This window comes from Candidatus Ornithobacterium hominis, from assembly GCF_951229915.1.
GTDB classification, from domain to species: Bacteria; Bacteroidota; Bacteroidia; order Flavobacteriales; family Weeksellaceae; genus Ornithobacterium; species Ornithobacterium hominis.
On record NZ_OX579588.1, the window covers coordinates 1,778,405 to 1,796,121 of the forward strand.

At 36.3% G+C, this 17,717-nt stretch carries 22 protein-coding genes; 9 read left to right on the plus strand and 13 right to left on the minus strand.

Features of this window, described 5'->3' with window-relative positions:
- Positions 1 to 105 precede the first annotated feature (105 nt).
- The 5 genes from sufD to kdsB form a co-directional block, all read right to left on the minus strand.
- Complete coding sequence (gene sufD / locus QOX03_RS08330) at positions 106 to 1,380, minus strand: Fe-S cluster assembly protein SufD (RefSeq protein WP_283670758.1); 1,275 nt, start codon at positions 1,378 to 1,380, stop codon at positions 106 to 108.
- Positions 1,381 to 1,384: 4 nt separating this feature from the next.
- Positions 1,385 to 2,137 carry a Fe-S cluster assembly ATPase SufC gene (gene sufC, locus QOX03_RS08335; protein WP_119057616.1) on the minus strand — a complete coding sequence of 251 codons (753 nt, stop codon included), beginning with the start codon at positions 2,135 to 2,137 and terminating at the stop codon, positions 1,385 to 1,387.
- An 88-nt stretch (positions 2,138 to 2,225) separates the two neighbouring features.
- The gene (locus tag QOX03_RS08340) at positions 2,226 to 2,453 is read right to left on the minus strand and encodes a DUF3820 family protein (protein ID WP_283670759.1); all 228 of its coding nucleotides are present in this window, start codon (positions 2,451 to 2,453) and stop codon (positions 2,226 to 2,228) included.
- A complete protein-coding gene (locus QOX03_RS08345; RefSeq protein WP_283670761.1) occupies positions 2,450 to 3,088 on the minus strand; it encodes a hypothetical protein in 639 nt (212 codons plus the stop codon). Before QOX03_RS08345 ends, QOX03_RS08340 begins: the two co-directional genes overlap by 4 nt.
- A 13-nt stretch (positions 3,089 to 3,101) precedes the next feature.
- Positions 3,102 to 3,839: a 3-deoxy-manno-octulosonate cytidylyltransferase gene (kdsB, locus tag QOX03_RS08350; protein ID WP_283670762.1), complete on the minus strand. Its 738-nt coding sequence runs from the start codon at positions 3,837 to 3,839 to the stop codon at positions 3,102 to 3,104.
- 99 nt (positions 3,840 to 3,938) lie between these two features.
- Here kdsB and QOX03_RS08355 point away from each other — a divergent pair, with 99 nt between their 5' ends.
- From QOX03_RS08355 to rsmD, 3 genes are read left to right on the plus strand one after another with little or no spacing between them, the layout of a single operon-like run.
- Complete coding sequence (locus tag QOX03_RS08355; protein ID WP_283670763.1) at positions 3,939 to 4,652, plus strand: hypothetical protein; 714 nt, start codon at positions 3,939 to 3,941, stop codon at positions 4,650 to 4,652.
- Between the two features lie 30 nt (positions 4,653 to 4,682).
- Positions 4,683 to 5,372, plus strand: coding sequence for a DUF3822 family protein (locus QOX03_RS08360; RefSeq protein ID WP_283670764.1), 690 nt, complete (start codon positions 4,683 to 4,685; stop codon positions 5,370 to 5,372).
- A gap of 6 nt (positions 5,373 to 5,378) precedes the next feature.
- On the plus strand, positions 5,379 to 5,921 hold the full coding sequence (gene rsmD / locus QOX03_RS08365) for a 16S rRNA (guanine(966)-N(2))-methyltransferase RsmD (protein ID WP_119057460.1): 543 nt from the start codon (positions 5,379 to 5,381) through the stop codon (positions 5,919 to 5,921).
- Positions 5,922 to 5,989: 68 nt separating this feature from the next.
- On the opposite strand, the gene QOX03_RS08370 is transcribed toward rsmD, so the two are convergent.
- Positions 5,990 to 7,045 carry a branched-chain amino acid aminotransferase gene (locus QOX03_RS08370; protein WP_283670765.1) on the minus strand — a complete coding sequence of 352 codons (1,056 nt, stop codon included), beginning with the start codon at positions 7,043 to 7,045 and terminating at the stop codon, positions 5,990 to 5,992.
- Between the two features lie 80 nt (positions 7,046 to 7,125).
- On the opposite strand from QOX03_RS08370, the gene mnmC2 reads away from it, so the two are divergent.
- Entirely contained in the window at positions 7,126 to 7,806 is a 681-nt protein-coding gene (gene mnmC2 / locus QOX03_RS08375) for a tRNA (5-methylaminomethyl-2-thiouridine)(34)-methyltransferase MnmC2 (RefSeq protein ID WP_283670766.1), read from the plus strand.
- Positions 7,794 to 8,228, plus strand: coding sequence for an NUDIX hydrolase (locus QOX03_RS08380; protein ID WP_283670767.1), 435 nt, complete (start codon positions 7,794 to 7,796; stop codon positions 8,226 to 8,228). The genes mnmC2 and QOX03_RS08380 overlap by 13 nt, the downstream gene beginning before the upstream one ends.
- Here QOX03_RS08380 and QOX03_RS08385 read toward each other — a convergent pair.
- Genes QOX03_RS08385 through QOX03_RS08395 form a run of 3 tightly spaced genes read right to left on the minus strand, consistent with a single transcriptional unit; the run spans position 8,213 to position 9,657 of the window.
- Positions 8,213 to 8,563, minus strand: coding sequence for a hypothetical protein (locus tag QOX03_RS08385; protein ID WP_119057457.1), 351 nt, complete (start codon positions 8,561 to 8,563; stop codon positions 8,213 to 8,215). The two genes, QOX03_RS08380 and QOX03_RS08385, sit on opposite strands and share 16 nt — an antisense overlap.
- Positions 8,564 to 9,211 carry a ribulose-phosphate 3-epimerase gene (rpe, locus tag QOX03_RS08390; RefSeq protein WP_283670768.1) on the minus strand — a complete coding sequence of 216 codons (648 nt, stop codon included), beginning with the start codon at positions 9,209 to 9,211 and terminating at the stop codon, positions 8,564 to 8,566.
- Positions 9,212 to 9,246: 35 nt separating this feature from the next.
- Positions 9,247 to 9,657 (minus strand): thiol-disulfide oxidoreductase DCC family protein, encoded by a 411-nt coding sequence (locus tag QOX03_RS08395; protein WP_283670769.1) that lies wholly within the window; start codon positions 9,655 to 9,657, stop codon positions 9,247 to 9,249.
- 71 nt (positions 9,658 to 9,728) lie between these two features.
- Between QOX03_RS08395 and QOX03_RS08400 the strand changes: the two genes are divergently transcribed.
- A complete protein-coding gene (locus tag QOX03_RS08400) occupies positions 9,729 to 10,088 on the plus strand; it encodes a DUF8840 domain-containing protein (protein WP_185124681.1) in 360 nt (119 codons plus the stop codon).
- Positions 10,085 to 11,068, plus strand: coding sequence for an FAD:protein FMN transferase (locus tag QOX03_RS08405; protein ID WP_283670770.1), 984 nt, complete (start codon positions 10,085 to 10,087; stop codon positions 11,066 to 11,068). Before QOX03_RS08400 ends, QOX03_RS08405 begins: the two co-directional genes overlap by 4 nt.
- A 156-nt stretch (positions 11,069 to 11,224) precedes the next feature.
- Here the strand turns inward: QOX03_RS08405 and tsf are convergent, their stop codons facing one another.
- The 4 genes from tsf to rplM all read right to left on the minus strand — a co-directional run bounded on the left by tsf (position 11,225) and on the right by rplM (position 13,942).
- Positions 11,225 to 12,049, minus strand: a complete 825-nt coding sequence (gene tsf, locus QOX03_RS08410) for a translation elongation factor Ts (RefSeq protein WP_283670771.1) — start codon at positions 12,047 to 12,049, stop codon at positions 11,225 to 11,227.
- A gap of 89 nt (positions 12,050 to 12,138) precedes the next feature.
- Positions 12,139 to 12,891, minus strand: a complete 753-nt coding sequence (gene rpsB, locus QOX03_RS08415; protein WP_119057452.1) for a 30S ribosomal protein S2 — start codon at positions 12,889 to 12,891, stop codon at positions 12,139 to 12,141.
- 204 nt (positions 12,892 to 13,095) lie between these two features.
- Positions 13,096 to 13,482: a 30S ribosomal protein S9 gene (gene rpsI, locus QOX03_RS08420; protein WP_119057451.1), complete on the minus strand. Its 387-nt coding sequence runs from the start codon at positions 13,480 to 13,482 to the stop codon at positions 13,096 to 13,098.
- A 4-nt stretch (positions 13,483 to 13,486) separates the two neighbouring features.
- Positions 13,487 to 13,942, minus strand: coding sequence for a 50S ribosomal protein L13 (rplM, locus tag QOX03_RS08425; protein ID WP_119057450.1), 456 nt, complete (start codon positions 13,940 to 13,942; stop codon positions 13,487 to 13,489).
- A 254-nt stretch (positions 13,943 to 14,196) separates the two neighbouring features.
- On the opposite strand from rplM, the gene QOX03_RS08430 reads away from it, so the two are divergent.
- Together QOX03_RS08430 and trmD are read left to right on the plus strand one after the other, a co-directional pair.
- Complete coding sequence (locus QOX03_RS08430) at positions 14,197 to 16,629, plus strand: alpha-ketoacid dehydrogenase subunit alpha/beta (protein ID WP_283670772.1); 2,433 nt, start codon at positions 14,197 to 14,199, stop codon at positions 16,627 to 16,629.
- A gap of 8 nt (positions 16,630 to 16,637) precedes the next feature.
- Positions 16,638 to 17,315, plus strand: a complete 678-nt coding sequence (gene trmD, locus QOX03_RS08435) for a tRNA (guanosine(37)-N1)-methyltransferase TrmD (RefSeq protein ID WP_283671760.1) — start codon at positions 16,638 to 16,640, stop codon at positions 17,313 to 17,315.
- The last annotated feature ends 402 nt before the right edge of the window (positions 17,316 to 17,717 follow it).

Below are 17,717 nucleotides of genomic sequence, written 5' to 3' on the forward strand. Positions count from 1 at the left end.
TTTGCCATTTACAATCAACTCACTACTCAAAAAAATGATGAAATTTTGAGTAATAATCAAATTTGGTTTTCTGGATTTTTGTTTTTTTTTAAGGCTTAAAAATTTTTAGTGAAAATCCATTTCTACGTTTAATTTCTTAGCAAGAATCGCTGAAATATGATTTTTCAAAGGTTCGTATTCCACCTCAGATAATACATCTGCACAAAAGGCAAAAAGCAAATAAGCTTGTGCTTCTTTTTTGGGAATTCCTCTTGATTCCATATAAAACAGAGCATCTCTATCTAGTTGCCCGACGGTACAACCGTGGCTGCATTTCACATCATCGGCAAAAATTTCCAATTGTGGTTTGGTGTCGACACTGGCTTTGGGCGAGAGCAAAATATTATTGTTTTGCTGGAAGGCATCAATTTTCTGCGCATTTGCATCTACAATGATTTTCCCGTTAAAAACCCCTGTAGATTCATCATCTAAAATTGTACGATAAAGTTCGTGACTCTCACAATTGGGTGCGGTATGCTCCACTAGCGTATGGTGGTCTACATGCTGCTGCTCTTTCCCTAGCGTAATTGCCTGCATCACCGAATTGCAGTTTTCTCCGTTTTGCCTGAAATTCAAATTGTTTCTTATCATTTCCCCAGCCATTGAAAACGTGTGCACTTTGGCCAAGCTATCTCTTTGCTGGTTGCAAAAAATAGAATCAACCAAGGCTGAACCTTTTTCGTCATTCTGTATTTTATAAACATCTAATTTTGCGTTTTCTTCTAAATCAACTTCCGTCAATTGATGAATGAAATTAGGCTGACTGCTCAATGAAATGTGCGTTTCAATAAGTGCTAATTCCTGACTCTTTTTTATTTCAATAAAATTTCGAAGGTTTAAAAAAATAGGTTTTTCAGATTCGTAAAAGTGAAAAATTTCTATTGGATTTAATTTTGAAGCTTTCTCTACTGAAATTAAGTAGCCTTGCGTAGCCAAAGCTGCATTCAGATTCACCAACGCTTCATCTTCTTTCAGAATTTGTCCAAATTTCTTTGGCAATTTTGGCTGATTTTGAAGGAATAAAATATTTAAACCTCGTTGAATCTCAGAGATTTCTTCACTAAATACGCCATTGATGAAAACCAATTTTGAACCACTTAGCTGTGAGTCTTTCACTATTTTTTTTATTTGCTCATTGGCTTTCATCTCATCAACTTTTGCCAACTCATATTCTTGGCTCCACCATTTTCTCATGCTGGTGTATTTCCACTCCTCCAACTTTGGTGTAGGGAAACCTTGACTCAAGAATTTCTCAAAATATTTCTCTCGCTGAATTGAGAGAGAGTCCGATTGAAAATTGGTTTTAAAATAATTTTCTATTTGATTTTTTAAATCTGCCATACTTTTAAGCCTCTTCTTTTATCCATTCATAGCCCTCGTCTTCCAGTTTTAGCGCTAAAGTTTTATCGCCTGATTTTACTATTTTCCCATCAACCAAAACGTGAACAAAATCTGGAACGATGTAATCTAGCAATCGCTGATAATGTGTAATGACGAGCACCGCATTATCTTTACTTTTAAATTGGTTTACACCATTGGCAACGATTCTCAGCGCATCAATATCTAGCCCAGAATCTGTTTCATCCAAAATCGCCAATTTCGGATTAAGCATCATCATCTGGAATATTTCGTTTCGTTTTTTCTCCCCTCCCGAGAATCCTTCGTTCAGCGAGCGTGACAGGAAAGACTGATCTATACCCAGTTTTGCAGCATTTTCGCGCATTAATTTCAGCATTTCACTGGCAGTCATTTCTTTTTCTCCACGCGCTTTTTTTGATTCGTTAAGTGCTGTTCTCACAAAATTAGTCACCGAAACTCCTGGAATCGCCACTGGATACTGAAAAGATAGAAAAACTCCTTTGTGCGAACGCTCTGCTGGGTCTAAATCTAGTAAACTCTCACCTTCTAGGAGGATTTCCCCTTGCGTTACCTCATAATCTTCATTACCAGCAATCACTGATGAAAGCGTACTTTTCCCAGCGCCATTTGGCCCCATAATTGCGTGAACCTCTCCTGGGTTGATTTTCAAATCAATTCCCTTTAGTATTTCTATACCCTCTTCCTCTATCGAGGCGTGTAAATTATTTATTCTCAGCATAATTTTTCTTTGTGGAACAAAATTAAATAAATAAAATCTTTTTTGTATAACTTCATGATAGAGTTTATTGATAGGCATAAATTTTTCACTAATACTTTTCTACCTTTTTGATGGAAGCTAAAAGCTCCTCTAACCCGTTGGTTTTTATCACCCAAACGGTTGACATCAGCATGCCGAGTTTACCAGCGGGGAAACCCTTTTTCTCAAACCATTCTAGGTAAGAAACTGGCAAATCTGCAATTTTTCGCTCTTTGTATTTACCAAAGGGCATCGGCGTTGTAACGCAAGCTTTTAAAATTTCGGCATCTGGTTTCAAAATTGAAAAGTTTTATCAGGCATCGCTAAATTCGGGATTACATCTCTGATTCTCAGCACATAAGTCGCTCCGTCCTTGGGCAAAGTTTCGATTTCGGTAGAAAATTTCAAGCCTTTAAAAATTTTATCTTCTCTATAGATAATTACCTCATTTTCATTTTCTTCTTGAATCAAAGAATAGTCTTTTTTAGAAAAATAAAGCTGAACTCTTTGGGTGTTTTTCATTAATTCCAAATGATAAACTGGCGTATCATCTATGAGTGTATCTGCTTTTTTCTTCACTGAAAAACCTTTTTTCTCATAATTGAAGTAATCGGTTTCAAAAGCATCGGGTGAATAATTTGGAATTTTAACATTTTTATTTAAACTTTCGCTAAAGGTAAATGCATTTTTGCCATCAAAACCCTCACTCAGTCTCGTTTTCCCATTTTCTACGAAAATAATTTTTTTGTAGTAAGGTCTTTTTTGGTAAATTTCAATGGGAATCTCATCGCTCAACCCGATTTGCACTGTACCTTTCATGTAAACGGAATTTAGCTGGTTCCAAGCCTTTTCTCCGCCCGAATGTTTGAAATGAGCGTTCAAAATTTCTTGAGCTGCCTGAGCTTGTAAAAAAATTGTTAACAATAATGACACTAATGCACAAAATCTACGCATGGTTTTCTTGATAAAATTTTATAGCTTTTTCTAAATCTTCTGGCGTGTCTATCCCGATGCTAGACTGTTGCGTTGTAAACATTTTGATAGAATAATTGTTCTCCAAAAGCCGTAACTGCTCCAGTTTCTCGGTTTCTTCTAAATCTGATTTAGGTAAATTAACGAATTCCAACAGTGTCTTTTTGCGGAAAGCATACACGCCCAAATGTTTGAAATATTGATTTCCTTTGCCCGAGCGGTTGAATGGAATCACCGAACGAGAAAAATATAAGGCTTCATTATTTTTTTTACAAATTACTTTCACATTATTGGGGTTAGAAATCTCCTCTTCGCTGACCAAAGGAGTCATCAAACTCGCTACCTGAATTTCCTTTTTTTCATCATTTTTAAAGGCTTTATAAATTTTTTCTAGCCCTTCTTTCGGCAGAAAAGGCTCATCCCCCTGAATATTGATGACTACTTCACACGGAATGTTTTTTATCGCTTCAGCAATTCGGTCGGTACCTGACTCGTGGTACGAGGAGGTTACAATAAAAGGAATGTTAAATTCTTTAAGGCTTTGAGAAATTTTCTCATGCTCTGTTGCTACGATTACCTCATCGAGCAAATTCATTTTTTTTACATTATTATAGGTATGCACGATGACGGGGATGCCGCTTATTTTTTCTAATAACTTCCCTGGGAAACGAACAGAATCGTACCTTGCAGGAATTACACCAATCATTTTCATGAGCATAAATATAAAATAAATTATTTTTTACGTCATTTTTTAACATCAAAATTTATTAGGTTCAGAAATATAAATTATATTTGAGGAAATTTTGATTCGATGAAAAATATACTAAAAATCGTTTTAATCATTACAGCAGTAGTTTTAGGTTATTTTGTTTACCGTTCTGTAGATGGATTTGTTGATTTCCATAACGAAAAAATGAATCGCTATGTGGTTGCTGTGGAGCAAATGCAAGATCTTGCCTTGGCTGAGAAATTGTATAAAGGCTATAATGGCGAGTATACAGATAATTTAGATTCACTAAAACATTTCATCCAAAATGGTAAAATCTACAGCATCATCAGAAAAGATTCTTCTGCTTACGTCTTTGATGAGAGAAAAAGAATTGATGTCATGAAGAATTTCACTATTATTGATACCGTTGTTTCTCCTGTGTCTGTGAAAGATTCTATTTTCGGTAAACGCAGTAGTGCTTTAGAAAATTTTGGCTACGTTCCTGTAAATGGCGAAAAACATCCTATAAAATTATACGCTTCTTTTAATGACAGAATTATAGGAGAAGATAGCACCAACATTCAGCGTGACCACTTCTTTATGGGTACGATAGAAAAAAATAAAGTTTTAAGCGGGCTAGACCAAGAGTTGATAGGAAGAGAACTGGCTGATAACACTTCGCCCATCAGATCTGATGTGATAAAAGTCGGCAGTGACTCTAGGCCATCGCTAGAGGGCAACTGGAGTACTGATGTAGACCTTGCTCTGCAAGCTAAAAAAGACCAAGAAAAACTTCGTGAAATGCGAAGTAAATAAAATAATATCAGCTAATTAATACGTATAGATATGGCTAAAGAGTTATCCATCTTTTTCTCAAAAGGTGGATTTTCTTTTTTTGTAATCAAAAACGGAGATTTAATCTACCACTACAAAAAAGAATACCCGCAAAATGCTTTTGAGTTACAAAATGATTTATTGAATTTGACGCAAGAAAATGCACTATATTGGCGGCAAAACTATGATATTGTAAAGGCGTCGTTCAACTCCTCGCAGTTTAATTTAGTCCCCATAGAAATTTATGAAGCCCATCCAGAGCCTCTTTTTTGGTTGGAATTCAATACTGAAATTTTTGAACTCGACCCGATTAAAAACATCAATATTCCAGAGAAGAATATGGTTTTAATTTTCAGTTATGCCAATGAAGTTGATGAAGTTTTAAAACATTATTTTGAAAGCTATACGGTCGAACATTCTCTACAGAATTTAATAAAAAAAACAACATCTCACCACGGGCGAAGAATGTATGCTCATCTTTTTTTTAACTCTTTATCGCTCTTGGTAATGGATGAAGAGCTAGTCATTTTTTATAATATTTTTGATGTCAATACCAAAGAAGATTTTTCTTATTATATCTTAAACGCGTATAAAAACACTGATTTAGACCCCACGCAGGACACGCTCTATTGCCAAGGTGATGATTTAGAAGAGTATTTAAAAATGTTGTCTAACTTTGTCCATCACATTGAATTTATTTAAAAAAACATGAGAATAATTGCAGGAGAACACCGTGGGAGAAGATTTATGGCGCCAAAAAAATTAGAGACTCGCCCCACTACCGATTTTGCTAAAGAAGGTTTATTCAATGTTTTAAGCCACCGATTCTATTTTCAGGATTTAAATGTACTTGATTTATTTGCTGGGATTGGTAGCATTTCCTTAGAATTTATTTCTAGAGGCACTCAAGAGGTGACTTCTGTGGAGCATAACTCTACATGCACAAAATTCATTGCAGAAACAGCCCATTCGCTAGAGATAGAAAACATCCATATCATAAAATCAGATGTTTATAAGTTTTTAGAAACCAATCTAGCTCAGCGTCATTTTAATTTAATTTTTGCCGATCCTCCGTTTAGCATGGAAGATGAAGATTACCAAAATCTTATAGAATTAATTTTTGATAATCAATGGATTGACGAAAAAGGTGTTTTCATTTTAGAGCATTCCAAAAAAAGAACATTTGAAGCGCACCCTAAATTTCAAGAAGAGAAAAAATACAGCAACATTAAATTTAGTTTTTTTAAATAATTTTAAAAGCCTTAAAAAAACTAAATTTTTCAAGGCTTTTAAAATTTCATAACATTTTCAGTCGCTCATTATTTTCTTTCGACCAAAACTCTCCAACCAAATGGGTCGTCTGCAATACCATATTGGATTTCATTCATTTGCTTTTTCAATTGAGGACCCCAGCTTTCTTCTGTAATTTCAGGTAATTCCATCACTTTATCTGCATAGCCGATAGCAGAAAAATTATTTAAAACCACAGCCGTTCCACAACCAAAAACTTCCTTCAAACTTCCATTCTCGTTAGCTTCATAAACCTCGCTTACCTCTATTGGCCGTTGCTCTACGGTCATTCCGTTTTTTTCTGCCAGCAGAATCAGGCTATCTCTAGTCACTCCATTCAAAATTCGATCTGAAATTGGCGCCGTCAGCAATTTATCTTCAATTCTGACAAAAATATTCATCGTTCCTGCTTCTTCAAAGTAGCTGTGCGTCGCTGCGTCAGTCCAAATCACTTGGTCAAAACCTTCCTCTTTGGCCAAACCAGTCGGGTAAAAACTCGCCCCATAGTTACCGGCAGCTTTAGCGTAGCCTACGCCTCCATTTGCCGCACGAGAATAGTGGTCTGCCACTTTTACACGGAGAGGTTTGTTGTAATAGTCTGGTGCAATGGAAGTTAAAATCACAAACATAAAACTGTTTGAGCCACGTGCCGAGATGATTTCTTCTGTGCTAAAAATCACTGGGCGAATGTAAAGCGACATTCCGTATTTACTTGGCACCCAAGCTCTATCTAAATCAATCAAAGCTTTAAGCCCGTCTAAGAAAATTTCTTTGGGAATTGCAGGCATAGCCAAACGTTCTGCAGATTTGTTGATACGCTCAAAGTTTTTCTCAGGTCTAAATAAAAAAACATCTCCATTTTCACCTTTGAAGGCTTTCATTCCCTCAAAACAAGCCTGCCCATAGTGCAGGGCGTGCATTGCGGGCGTAAAATTAATCTGACCATAAGGCTTGATGACAGGCTCTTGCCACTCATTCTCTTTGAATTCACAAACCAGCATGTGGTCGCTAAAGCTACTGCCAAAGTTTTTTTCCTCAAACACGTCCGCCGTCAAACGTGTTTTTTCGATATTTTCAATTCTCATTTTATTAAAGTTTCTTATCTTTTCAAATTTAATAAATTAAAAATAGAAAATCCAGTATTTTTTTTTAACTTTCATTTTCTATGTCAATTCTAAAAAGAGAAATAAAAATTACCCAAGATGGTTCCAAAACCTTAAACATCCCTTGCTGGGACGAATCTTATCATTCCAAGCACGGTGCACTGCAAGAGGCGATTCACGTTTTTTTAAAAAACGGATTAGATTTAATCCCAACCCAAAAAAGCTATACGGTTTTAGAATTTGGTTTTGGCACTGGGCTGAACGCTCTTTTGACTCACGATTGGGCAACGAGAAATTCAGCTTCGATTCGCTATCATAGTTTAGAGAAATTCCCCATCACCCATTCAGAATGGGAAAATTTAGATTATGCAAAACTTCTTCCTCCTCAAGCAGAAAATCAAGAAATATTTAAAAAAATGCATTCCTCTGCTTGGAATTTTGAAGAAAAAATAAGTGATTCCCTAAGCCTTAAAAAAATTAAAATAGACTTTAAACTCTTTGAGCCAGAAGAAAATTTATATGACATCGTCTTTTTTGATGCATTTGGCAAAAGGGTGCAACCCGAACTTTGGACTTTTCCTATTTTTGAGAAAATTTATAAAGCCTTAAAAAAATTTGGATTGTTGACGACTTATGCCGCCAATGGCGCTACACAGCGGATACTCAATGAATTAAACTTTAATGTAGAAAAAAAACTGGGCCCACCTGGCAAAAGAGAAATGTTAATTGCATGGAAAAACTAGATCGATTCACCATTCGTATTTATGCTTTGATTATTCATCAAAATCGCCTATTGATTTTACGCGAACCTTTCTGGGGGAAAATGATTTACAAATTACCTGGCGGTGGCTTAGAATTTGGTGAAAGTGTAAAGGAATGCTTAGACCGAGAGCTACAGGAAGAATTAAATCTCTGTATAGAAAGTATTGAGCATTTCTACACACAAGAAGATTTCATCTGCTCAGGTTTGCACCCCAATGAGCAGCTTTTTACGGTTTATTACCGTGTGAATTGTAAAAATTTAAAGGCTTTAAAAATTTTAGAACCCAAAATTGAAGCAATAGAATGGTTGGAAATCAAGGAAGAAAATAGTGTATACTTTGATTTACCTGTAGATAAAATTGTTTTCCAACGTTTATTAGAAATTTATTATTCTTCTAAATAATTTTGCTCTTTAAAATAATGAATGATTGCTTTTCTCATCAGCAATGTTTGTTCATTAGGTTTTAAAATCGGCAAATCTTGAATTTTATCAAAATGCGGCCACCCGTCTTGATCTCGACCCGAAAATCGGTAGTAATCAAACGGTTCCAGCAATCGGCAAACGGCAACGTGCATCAGATTTACTTTTTCATCTTTCTTGAAGCGTCGATTCCCTTGCCCCAATTCTTGAACCCCGATTAGAAAAATCATACTATCTAAATCAGGTTTTTCGCCTTGTGTGAATTTTTGCTGAAAGAAATTTTCTATCCGCCTCCAGTATTGACTTTCTTCGCTCATTTAGCTTTTTTTAAGTTGTTCTACCACTGCATCTCTGTCCTCACTTCCAAAAATAGCACTCCCGGCAACCAAAACATCGGCTCCCGCATCTATTAATTTCCTTGCATTTTGGGTATTGACTCCTCCATCCACTTCTATCAACGTCTGTGCTGCTTTAGCTTGAATAAGTTTTTTAGCCTTTTCAATTTTGTGGTAGGTATTTTCAATAAAAGTTTGCCCACCAAAACCAGGGTTCACACTCATAATGAGCAATAAATCTACAGCTGTAATGATATCACTGAGAAGTTCCACTGGCGTATGAGGGTTTAATGCCACACCAGCTTTCATCCCCGCTTGTTTGATGGCATGTAGAGTCCTATGCAAATGCGTGGAGGCTTCCCAATGGACTGTCAGGAATTCTGCCCCCAAATCAGCAAAAGTTTGAATATATCTTTCTGGTTTTTCTATCATTAGGTGAACGTCCAAAGGTTTTTTTGCTACACTTTGAATTGCCTGAACCACTGGCATTCCGTAGGAAATATTTGGGACAAAAAGACCATCCATAATGTCCAAGTGATACCAATCGGCATTGCTGTTATTGAGCCATTCGCAATCTTTTCCAAGGCTTAAAAAATTTGCAGCTAATATAGAGGGAGAAACTAATGCCATTTTATCTTTTTTTTGCGAAGATAACAGATAGTTTGCTATTCTAAAAATAGTTCTTTCTCATCAGGTGTGAGCCTTCGACAGGTTTTATAATTTTCTTGCTTTCCGAATAGAAAATACCGATTTTTTGCTAGCCTTTCATATAAAAAATCACATAGTCTCTGGGGGATTAGTCGGAAGATAGAAGTCAATACAACAAATTTATTTAAATCTCTAAAAATCTGAAAAACAGCCTCTGACTTCTTATAAAAAGTCCCATTGCTGTAATAAAGTATCGTCTGAAAATCAGCTTCCTTTCTTAATTTTTTAAATAAAAAATCCTGAGCCCAATCTGACTGTAGTGATGTGAATTTCAATTTTTTTTCTTGATCTAAATTTATTAATAAATTTATACTTGCATTACAAAAACGGCAAATACCATCAAAAAACACAATATAATTTGGTTCCATATTTGGTTAAAAATACATCTATTTTTTTTAAGGCTTAAAAAATTTCTTTTAAAATTTCATACATTTAACTTATGAATTTCACAACACAAGAATTGCATTATTTGGCTATGAATTTTGTGGGCGAAGAACTGCAAAAAATGGAATTTGAGTTTTTGACAGTTAATTCTCAACTCAAAAAACACCCACAGTTTGTCACTTTCAAAAAAGATGAAAAGAAAATTTTTGTGCTCGTAAAAGCAGCAGTTCCGCCAGAAGATTACCGAAAAATCCCCGAGTATGCACACAAAATGGTGGCTCATGCCAAAAAACATAATGCCAAAGTTTGGTTTGCTGGAGTGGGAATCACTCATGCAAGCGACATACAGCAATCGCCAATCAAGGGGGAGGCTTACAAGCTTTTATTCCCTGGGTTTCAATTTTTACACGAATGAGATATTTATTTTTATTAACTTTCTTAAGTCTAATCTCTTGCGAAAAAGAGAAAAAAAACAATCTTGAACCTGAAAAAAAATCTTATCAAGTTTCACAAGGTGAGGCTTTCGGCTCGACCTATACCATTCAGTATGAGCATGATAAAGATTTATCTGACATGATTAAAGCAGATTTATTTTATTTTGATGAGTTAATCAGCACTTACCGAGATGATTCCCAGCTCGAAAAATTTAATCGAAGTACACGAGGAATTCAGGCGGATAGTGTTTTGCTTGACTTGGTTCAAAAATGTTTTGAATTTAATGAAAAAAGTAAGGGTTTCTTTGACCCTACAGTGGCGCCTCTGTCAGCATTATACGGATTTAACGGAGGAAAAATCATGCATTACCCAGAAGATTCCGCCATTCAAAGAGTTTTAGCCTATACAGGCATGGGGAAAATTAAAATCAAAGGGGATAGTTTGATTAAAACAAATCCTCATACGCAATTAAATTTTAATGCCGTAACTGGATACATCAATGATTACATTGCTCTAAAATTTCAAAAAAAAGGCATTCAAAACTACTTGATTGAAATCGGTGGTGAGCTCTATGCAGAAGGCGTTAATAGCGAAGGGAAACCTTGGAATGTAGGCATTGATGTTCCTGAAGACACACCTCGAAGAGAAATTTTCACGACTCACACTCTTCAACATGCTGGTTTAGCAACCTCTGGCAATTATCGAAAATTTCATGAACTGCCCGACGGAAGAAAAGTTGTGCATATCATTGACCCCAAAAATGGCTTCTCTCAAGTCAGTCATTTACTAAGTGTTACCGTCATCGCAGCGAGTGCAGCAGAAGCGGATGCCATCGCTACCTCTCTCATGGCAATGGGACTGCAAAAAGCAAAGGAATTCAGCCAAAATAGTTCCTACAAAATTCTTCTACTCTTCAATCAAAATGGTGAATTGAAAAGTGAGAGATTCGGTGATTTTTAATTTTTTTTAATATTTAACTTCATTAAAATTTTAATGGAATATTTATCTTATATCTTTTTATTATTAAACTTTTTAGGAATTTTTAATGCTTAAAAAAAGCGGTAAACCTTTTTTGGTTACCGCTTTTTTTAGATTTTGTTTTAGATGTTTTAATAATTAAAGACTAACTCTTACGAAATCTGTAATCTCAACTCCATTTTTCACAGAAGAAACATAATCTTTCACAGATTGTTTCTCTCCCATGATGTATTCTTGATGAATTAAAGTATTATCTTTGAAGAATTTATTTAATTTCCCTTTAGAAATTTGATCCAACATTGCCTCTGGCTTCCCTTCTTGGCGTAATTGATCTTTCGCAATTTCAATTTCTTTATCGATTACCTGCTGATCTACTTTTTCTTCACTTAAAGCTAAAGGATTCATTGCAGCTACTTGCATTGATACATTTTTTGCTACTTCATCTGCTCCTTCAAAACTTTCTGATAAACCTACCAAAGCGGCAATTTTGTTCCCATTATGAATATAAGAACCCACAAAAGGAGCCTCTAAGACTTCAAAGCTTTTAATGTCTAATTTTTCACCAATCACACCAGTTTGCTCAGTTAATTTATCTTCTACAGAAATGCCATCCATATCTGATTTTAAAAATTCATCTTTGTCTTTAAAGTCAAGAGCTTTCTGAGCTAATTTTGTTGCTAATTCAACGAAGTCCTCATTTTTTGCCACGAAGTCAGTCTCACAACCCAATGTCACAACTACTCCCTTTGTTGCATCGCTATTCACAGTTGCAATCACCGCTCCTTCAGTTGTTTCTCTATCAGCTCTATTTGCAGCAACTTTTTGTCCTTTTTTTCTAAGGATTTCTATTGCTTTATCAAAATCTCCTTCTGCTTCCACCAATGCTTTTTTGCAGTCCATCATACCTGCACCAGTAGAATTTCTTAATTTACTTACTTCAGCAGCTTTTACTTGATATGCCATTTTTTATTCTATTTTAAAATTTATAAATAATTTATACAAAAATAGTCTTTTAAGAAATAAAAGACTATTTTTTAAATTGATTATTTTATTTATTCTTCTTCTGAATTTCCTCTCTCACGTTTTTTATCTGAATCTTTTGCTTTTGCCTTCTCTGCCTTTCTAGTAGAGAGCCCTTCCTTGATGGCTTCTGTTACCGTTTGCATGATGATTTCAATTGACTTTGTAGCATCATCATTAGCAGGAATCGCAAAATCAACTTCTCTTGGGTCTGAGTTTGTGTCTACCATTGCAAAGACAGGAATATTTAACTTCTGAGCTTCTTTCACAGCAATATGCTCGTTTACAATATCAACAATGAACAATGCTGATGGAAGTCTAGTCATATCAGAAATTGAACCTAAATCTTTCTCCAATTTTGCTCTTTGGCGATTAACCTGTAGACGCTCTTTTTTAGATAAACTCTCAAACGTTCCATCTTTTTTCATTTTATCGATGGCGTTCATTTTCTTTACAGCTTTACGAATAGTAACAAAGTTTGTTAGCATTCCTCCCGGCCATCTTTCTGTGATGTAAGGCATGTTTACCTCCTCAGCATATTTAGACACGATGTCTTTGGCTTGTTTTTTTGTTGCTACAAACAAAACTTTTCTTCCAGAAGAAGTCATTTGCTGCAATGCATTACAAGCTGTTTCAAGCTTTACTGCAGTTTTGTGCAAGTCAATGATGTGGATTCCGTTCTTCTCCATAAAAATGTACGGAGCCATGTTGGGATTCCATTTGCGTGTGAGGTGACCAAAGTGCACCCCTGCGTCTAGTAATTCTTTTACGCTTTTTTTTGCCATTTTTTTTAGTTTTAAATTAGTTTACTTTCCGCTTATCAGCAATCAATCAACTGGTGGTTGCCACTAGGCGCGCCCAGAAGATTTGGATGCTAAACTAACCGGCTTTTTTTATTATTTTGAAAAATAAAGTTTGCTCTTTACCAAAAGAGAGCAAACCTTTTATTTTCATCAATTTAATTGTAATATAAATACAAGTGTAAAAACTTAACGTTTAGAGAACTGGAATTTCTTACGAGCTTTCTTCTGTCCGTACTTTTTACGCTCTACCATTCTTGGGTCTCTTGTGAGAAGTCCTTCTGGCTTTAGCACAGCTCTAAATTCTTGATTCACTTCTACCAAAGCTCTTGACAAAGCCAAGCGAATAGCCTCTGCCTGCCCTGTGATTCCACCACCATACACCAAAACATTTACATCATATTGGTCTAATGTCTCTGTCAACTGGAAAGGTTGTTTCACTTTATATCTCAGAACCCCTGTCCCGAAATATTGCTCTAAATCTTTACCATTAATCGTAATTTGCCCCTTGCCTTCTTGAACGTATGCTCTGGCTACAGAAGTTTTTCTTCTACCAATTTTGTGAATTGCCGCCATATTTTTATTTGAATTCGTTAATTTCTAATTTACGAGGTTGCTGTGCTGTTTGCTCATGTTCTTCACTAGCATAGACCTTCATATTTTTAAGTATTTTTCTACCTAATTTATTTTTAGGTAACATTCCACGTACAGCTTTTTCCACCATCATGGTACTATCTTTGGCCATCAATTGTTCTGCCGTCAAAGTTCTTTTACCACCAGGAAAGCCTGTATATCTTTCATAAACTTTATCAGCCCATTTGTTACCAGAAAGACTAATTTTATCCGCATTGATTACTACAACATAATCTCCGCAATCAGCATGAGGTGTAAAGTTGGGTTTATGTTTTCCTCTTAAAAGTTTAGCTAATTTAGAAGCTAATCTTCCTAATGCCTGACCTTCAGCATCTACTAACAACCACTCTTTGTTAGCATTTTCTTTGTTGACTGAAATCGTTTTATAACTAAGTGTATCCACCTGAATAATTTTAAATTATTGTTTTTTTGACTCTTTTTTGGATAAAATCGGGGTGCAAATTTAAATATTATTTCTGACTATGCAAAAAAATAACGTAATTTAATTGATAAATGATTAATCAATCACTTTCATTAACAAACAGTTGATGTAAGGCATTTCAATATTTGAAATATTCATCATTGCAGGCATGAATATCAATTTTAATTATTAAATTTCTTTTTTAATTTTGTAAGGCTTCACAAATTTATAATATAATGCATCAGCAAGAAACAATAAACAACCAAATTTCTTTTGAAGATTTCAAACAACAAATCTTAAACGATTTCTACATTGCTCATCTCAGTCGGCAAATGAGTTTACTCGGGCGGCGAGAAGTTCTTACCGGGAAGGCTAAATTTGGAATCTTTGGGGCTGGTAAAGAATTGCCGCAATTGGCTATGGCAAGAGTTTTCAAGAATGGTGACTTCCGCTCAGGCTACTACAGAGACCAAACCTTTATGATGGCAATCGGGCAAACAACACCTAGGAGTTGCTTTGCACAGCTATATGCTATTACCGATTTAGAAATGGAACCCTCTTCTGCTGGGCGACAAATGACTTCTCATTTCTCTTCACCTTTGCTAAATGCTGATGGCTCTTGGCGAAAACTAACCGAGCAGAAAAATTCCAGTTCAGATATTTCTACCACTGCTGGTCAAATGCCGCGTTTAGTGGGATTGGGGCAAGCTTCTAAGTTCTACAAAAAACACCCTGAGGCTGATCCTAAGCAAAATTTCTCTGTAAACGGGCAGGAAATTGCTTTTGGAACCATTGGCGATGCGAGTACTTCAGAGGGGCTCTTCTGGGAAACCATCAATGCTTGCGGTGTTTTACAAATCCCCGTTATCATCTCCATTTGGGACGACGAATATGGTATTTCTGTCGGGCAAGAACACCAACGAACAAAGACAAATCTCAGCGAGCTACTCAAAGGTTTCCAAAGAAATAACGATGAGCGTGGTATTGAAATCATCACCACCTCCGCTACCAACTATCCACATTTGGTAGAGTCTTATGAAAAAGCTGAACGCTTTGCACGTGAACAGCACATCCCCGTGGTTGTACACGTGCAGCACTGCACCCAGCCTCAGGGACATTCTACCTCAGGCTCTCACGAACGCTATAAGAGTAAAGAGAGACTAAATTGGGAGGCAGAAAATGATAACATTGAACTCTTTAGAAAATGGATTTCCAACTTTCGTGCAGAAGAAAATGGCGAAACACTGATTTTGGCGACAGAAGAAGAGCTCAACGAAATTGAAAGCAAGGCTAAAGCTAGTGTGAAAGAACAACAAAAAGAGGCTTGGAATTTCTATCAAAATCAGATTTCTAGCTTGCAAAAAGAGGTTGAAGAATTTCTAAAGGCTTTAAAAAATTCAAGCTCAGAGAAAGAAAAAATTGAAGAAATTTTACAAGGCTTAATAAATAAACCTTCCATTTATAAAAAAGACATTTTCCATGCCGTACGTTCTGCCGTTTGGGTAACGAGAGGCGAAAATTCTTCTGAAAGAAATGAATTAAAACAATGGCTGAAGAAAAATTTAGCCATTCAAACAAAAAATTATTCTGCGGGACTTTATGCCGACGACTTTGGTGAATTGCCTAGTGAAGTCAAGCCAAGTTTTGATGAAAATACCAAGACTGTGGACGGCAGAATTATATTGAGAGATAATTTTGAAAAAATATTTTCATCTCGAGATAATGTTTTAATCTTCGGGGAAGATACTGGGAAAATCGGTGATGTAAACCAAGGTTTAGAAGGCCTGCAAGAGAAATTTGGAATCGAAAAAATCAGCGATACTGGCATCAGAGAAGCGACGATTCTAGGCCAAGGAATTGGCTTGGCAATGCGTGGTTTACGCCCCATTGCAGAGATTCAGTATTTGGACTACGTGCTTTATTGCCTGCAATTGATGAGCGATGATTTATCTACCCTTTTTTATCGCTCTGCTGGCACACAAAAAGCACCAGTAATTGTACGCACAAGAGGGCATCGGTTAGAAGGCATTTGGCACGCTGGTTCTCCAATGGCTGGAATTCTAAATTTAGTCCGTGGGATGTACGTTTGTGTGCCACGAGATATGACCAAGGCCGCTGGATTCTACAATACTTTGCTAGATTTAAATTCTCCAGCGATTGTGATAGAAAGTCTCAACGGTTATCGTCTAAAAGAGACTATGCCCAACAATTTAGGTGAGTTCAAAACGCCGATTGGTGAAGTAGAAATCACCCACCGAGGAAGCGATGTAACTTTAGTGACTTATGGCTCTACTTGGCGCATCGTTGCTAAAGCAGCAGAGGAATTAGCTCAAATGAATATTTCTTGTGAAGTCATTGATGTCCAAACTCTCCTCCCGCTAGATTTATCTGGGCAGATTGCAAAAAGTGTCCAAAAAACCAATCGTTTATTCATTATTGACGAAGACGTTCCTGGAGGAGCCTCAGCCTATATTCTTCAGCAAATTTTAGAAAAAGACAATGCCTATTTCAGCTTAGACAGCCAACCTAAAACCATCACAGCAAAAGCGCACCGCCCTGCCTATGCTAGCGATGGAGATTACTTTAGCAAGCCTTCCTTAGATGATATTGTAGAAGGTGTCTATGCGGTAATGCATGAGTCTAATCCTACAGAATATCCCGCAATTTGATTGAAATGATGAGAATAGATATTATTTCCGTCGTTCCAGATTTGCTCTCAGGCCCGTTTAGCAATAGTATTTTGCAGCGTGCTCAAGATAAATCTTTAGCCAAAATACACGTTCATAATTTACGTGATTTTGCAACGGATAATTATAAATCAGTCGATGATTACCAATACGGAGGCGGCGCTGGTATGGTCATGACTCCCGAGCCTATAGAGGCTTGTATTGAAAAGCTGAAAGCAGAGAGGCATTATGATGAAATCATCTACGTAACACCCGATGGCAAGACTTTTCAGCAACGCTTAGCCAATCAGATTTCGCTTCAACAAAACATCATCATTCTTTGTGGGCACTACAAAGGCATTGACCAACGTGTGCGCGATGAGTATGTCACCATGGAAATTTCCATCGGTGATTTTGTGCTGAGCGGCGGCGAATTGGCCGCAGCTATAATTGTGGATGCAGTAGTGCGATTGCTACCTGGCGTCTTGAATGATGAAACTTCTGCACTTACGGATTCTTTTCAAGATAATTTGCTGGCCCCAGCTGTCTACACACGTCCGCCCGAATGGCGTGGCAGAAAAGTCCCTGAAGTACTGCTAAGCGGGAATTTCAAGGCCATTGATGAATGGCGCCAAAAATCTGCAGAAATACGGACGGCTGAGCGTCGGCCTGATCTTTTAAGCGACTAATCTTTGCTATTTTTTCTAAGCCTTAAAAAATTTTTGCTCTCCTCCCCCATTTATGAACCATTGACATCAAACATATAAGTGCTTCCCTTACTCTTCCTAACTAGTAAATAGAAAGAAATTTATTTTATTTTTTATTAAAATTAAGATAATTTAACATACAGAGTTGCACTTGAGGGAATAGCTAATCGTGTATTCAGATGGCGCACTGATGATTGGCACGATAAAGGGAATGTTTACGCTCTTGTTTAACTTACTATTCCCCGAAAAGGTTAAGAAATTGACCGATTACCCAATCTAATTAATTTTTATTTATGTTAAAGTTTTGACTTTTTTTGCATATATGTTTTATTTTATATAATTTCAATCTATTAATATTAAATATAAATTATTATGAAAAAGTTA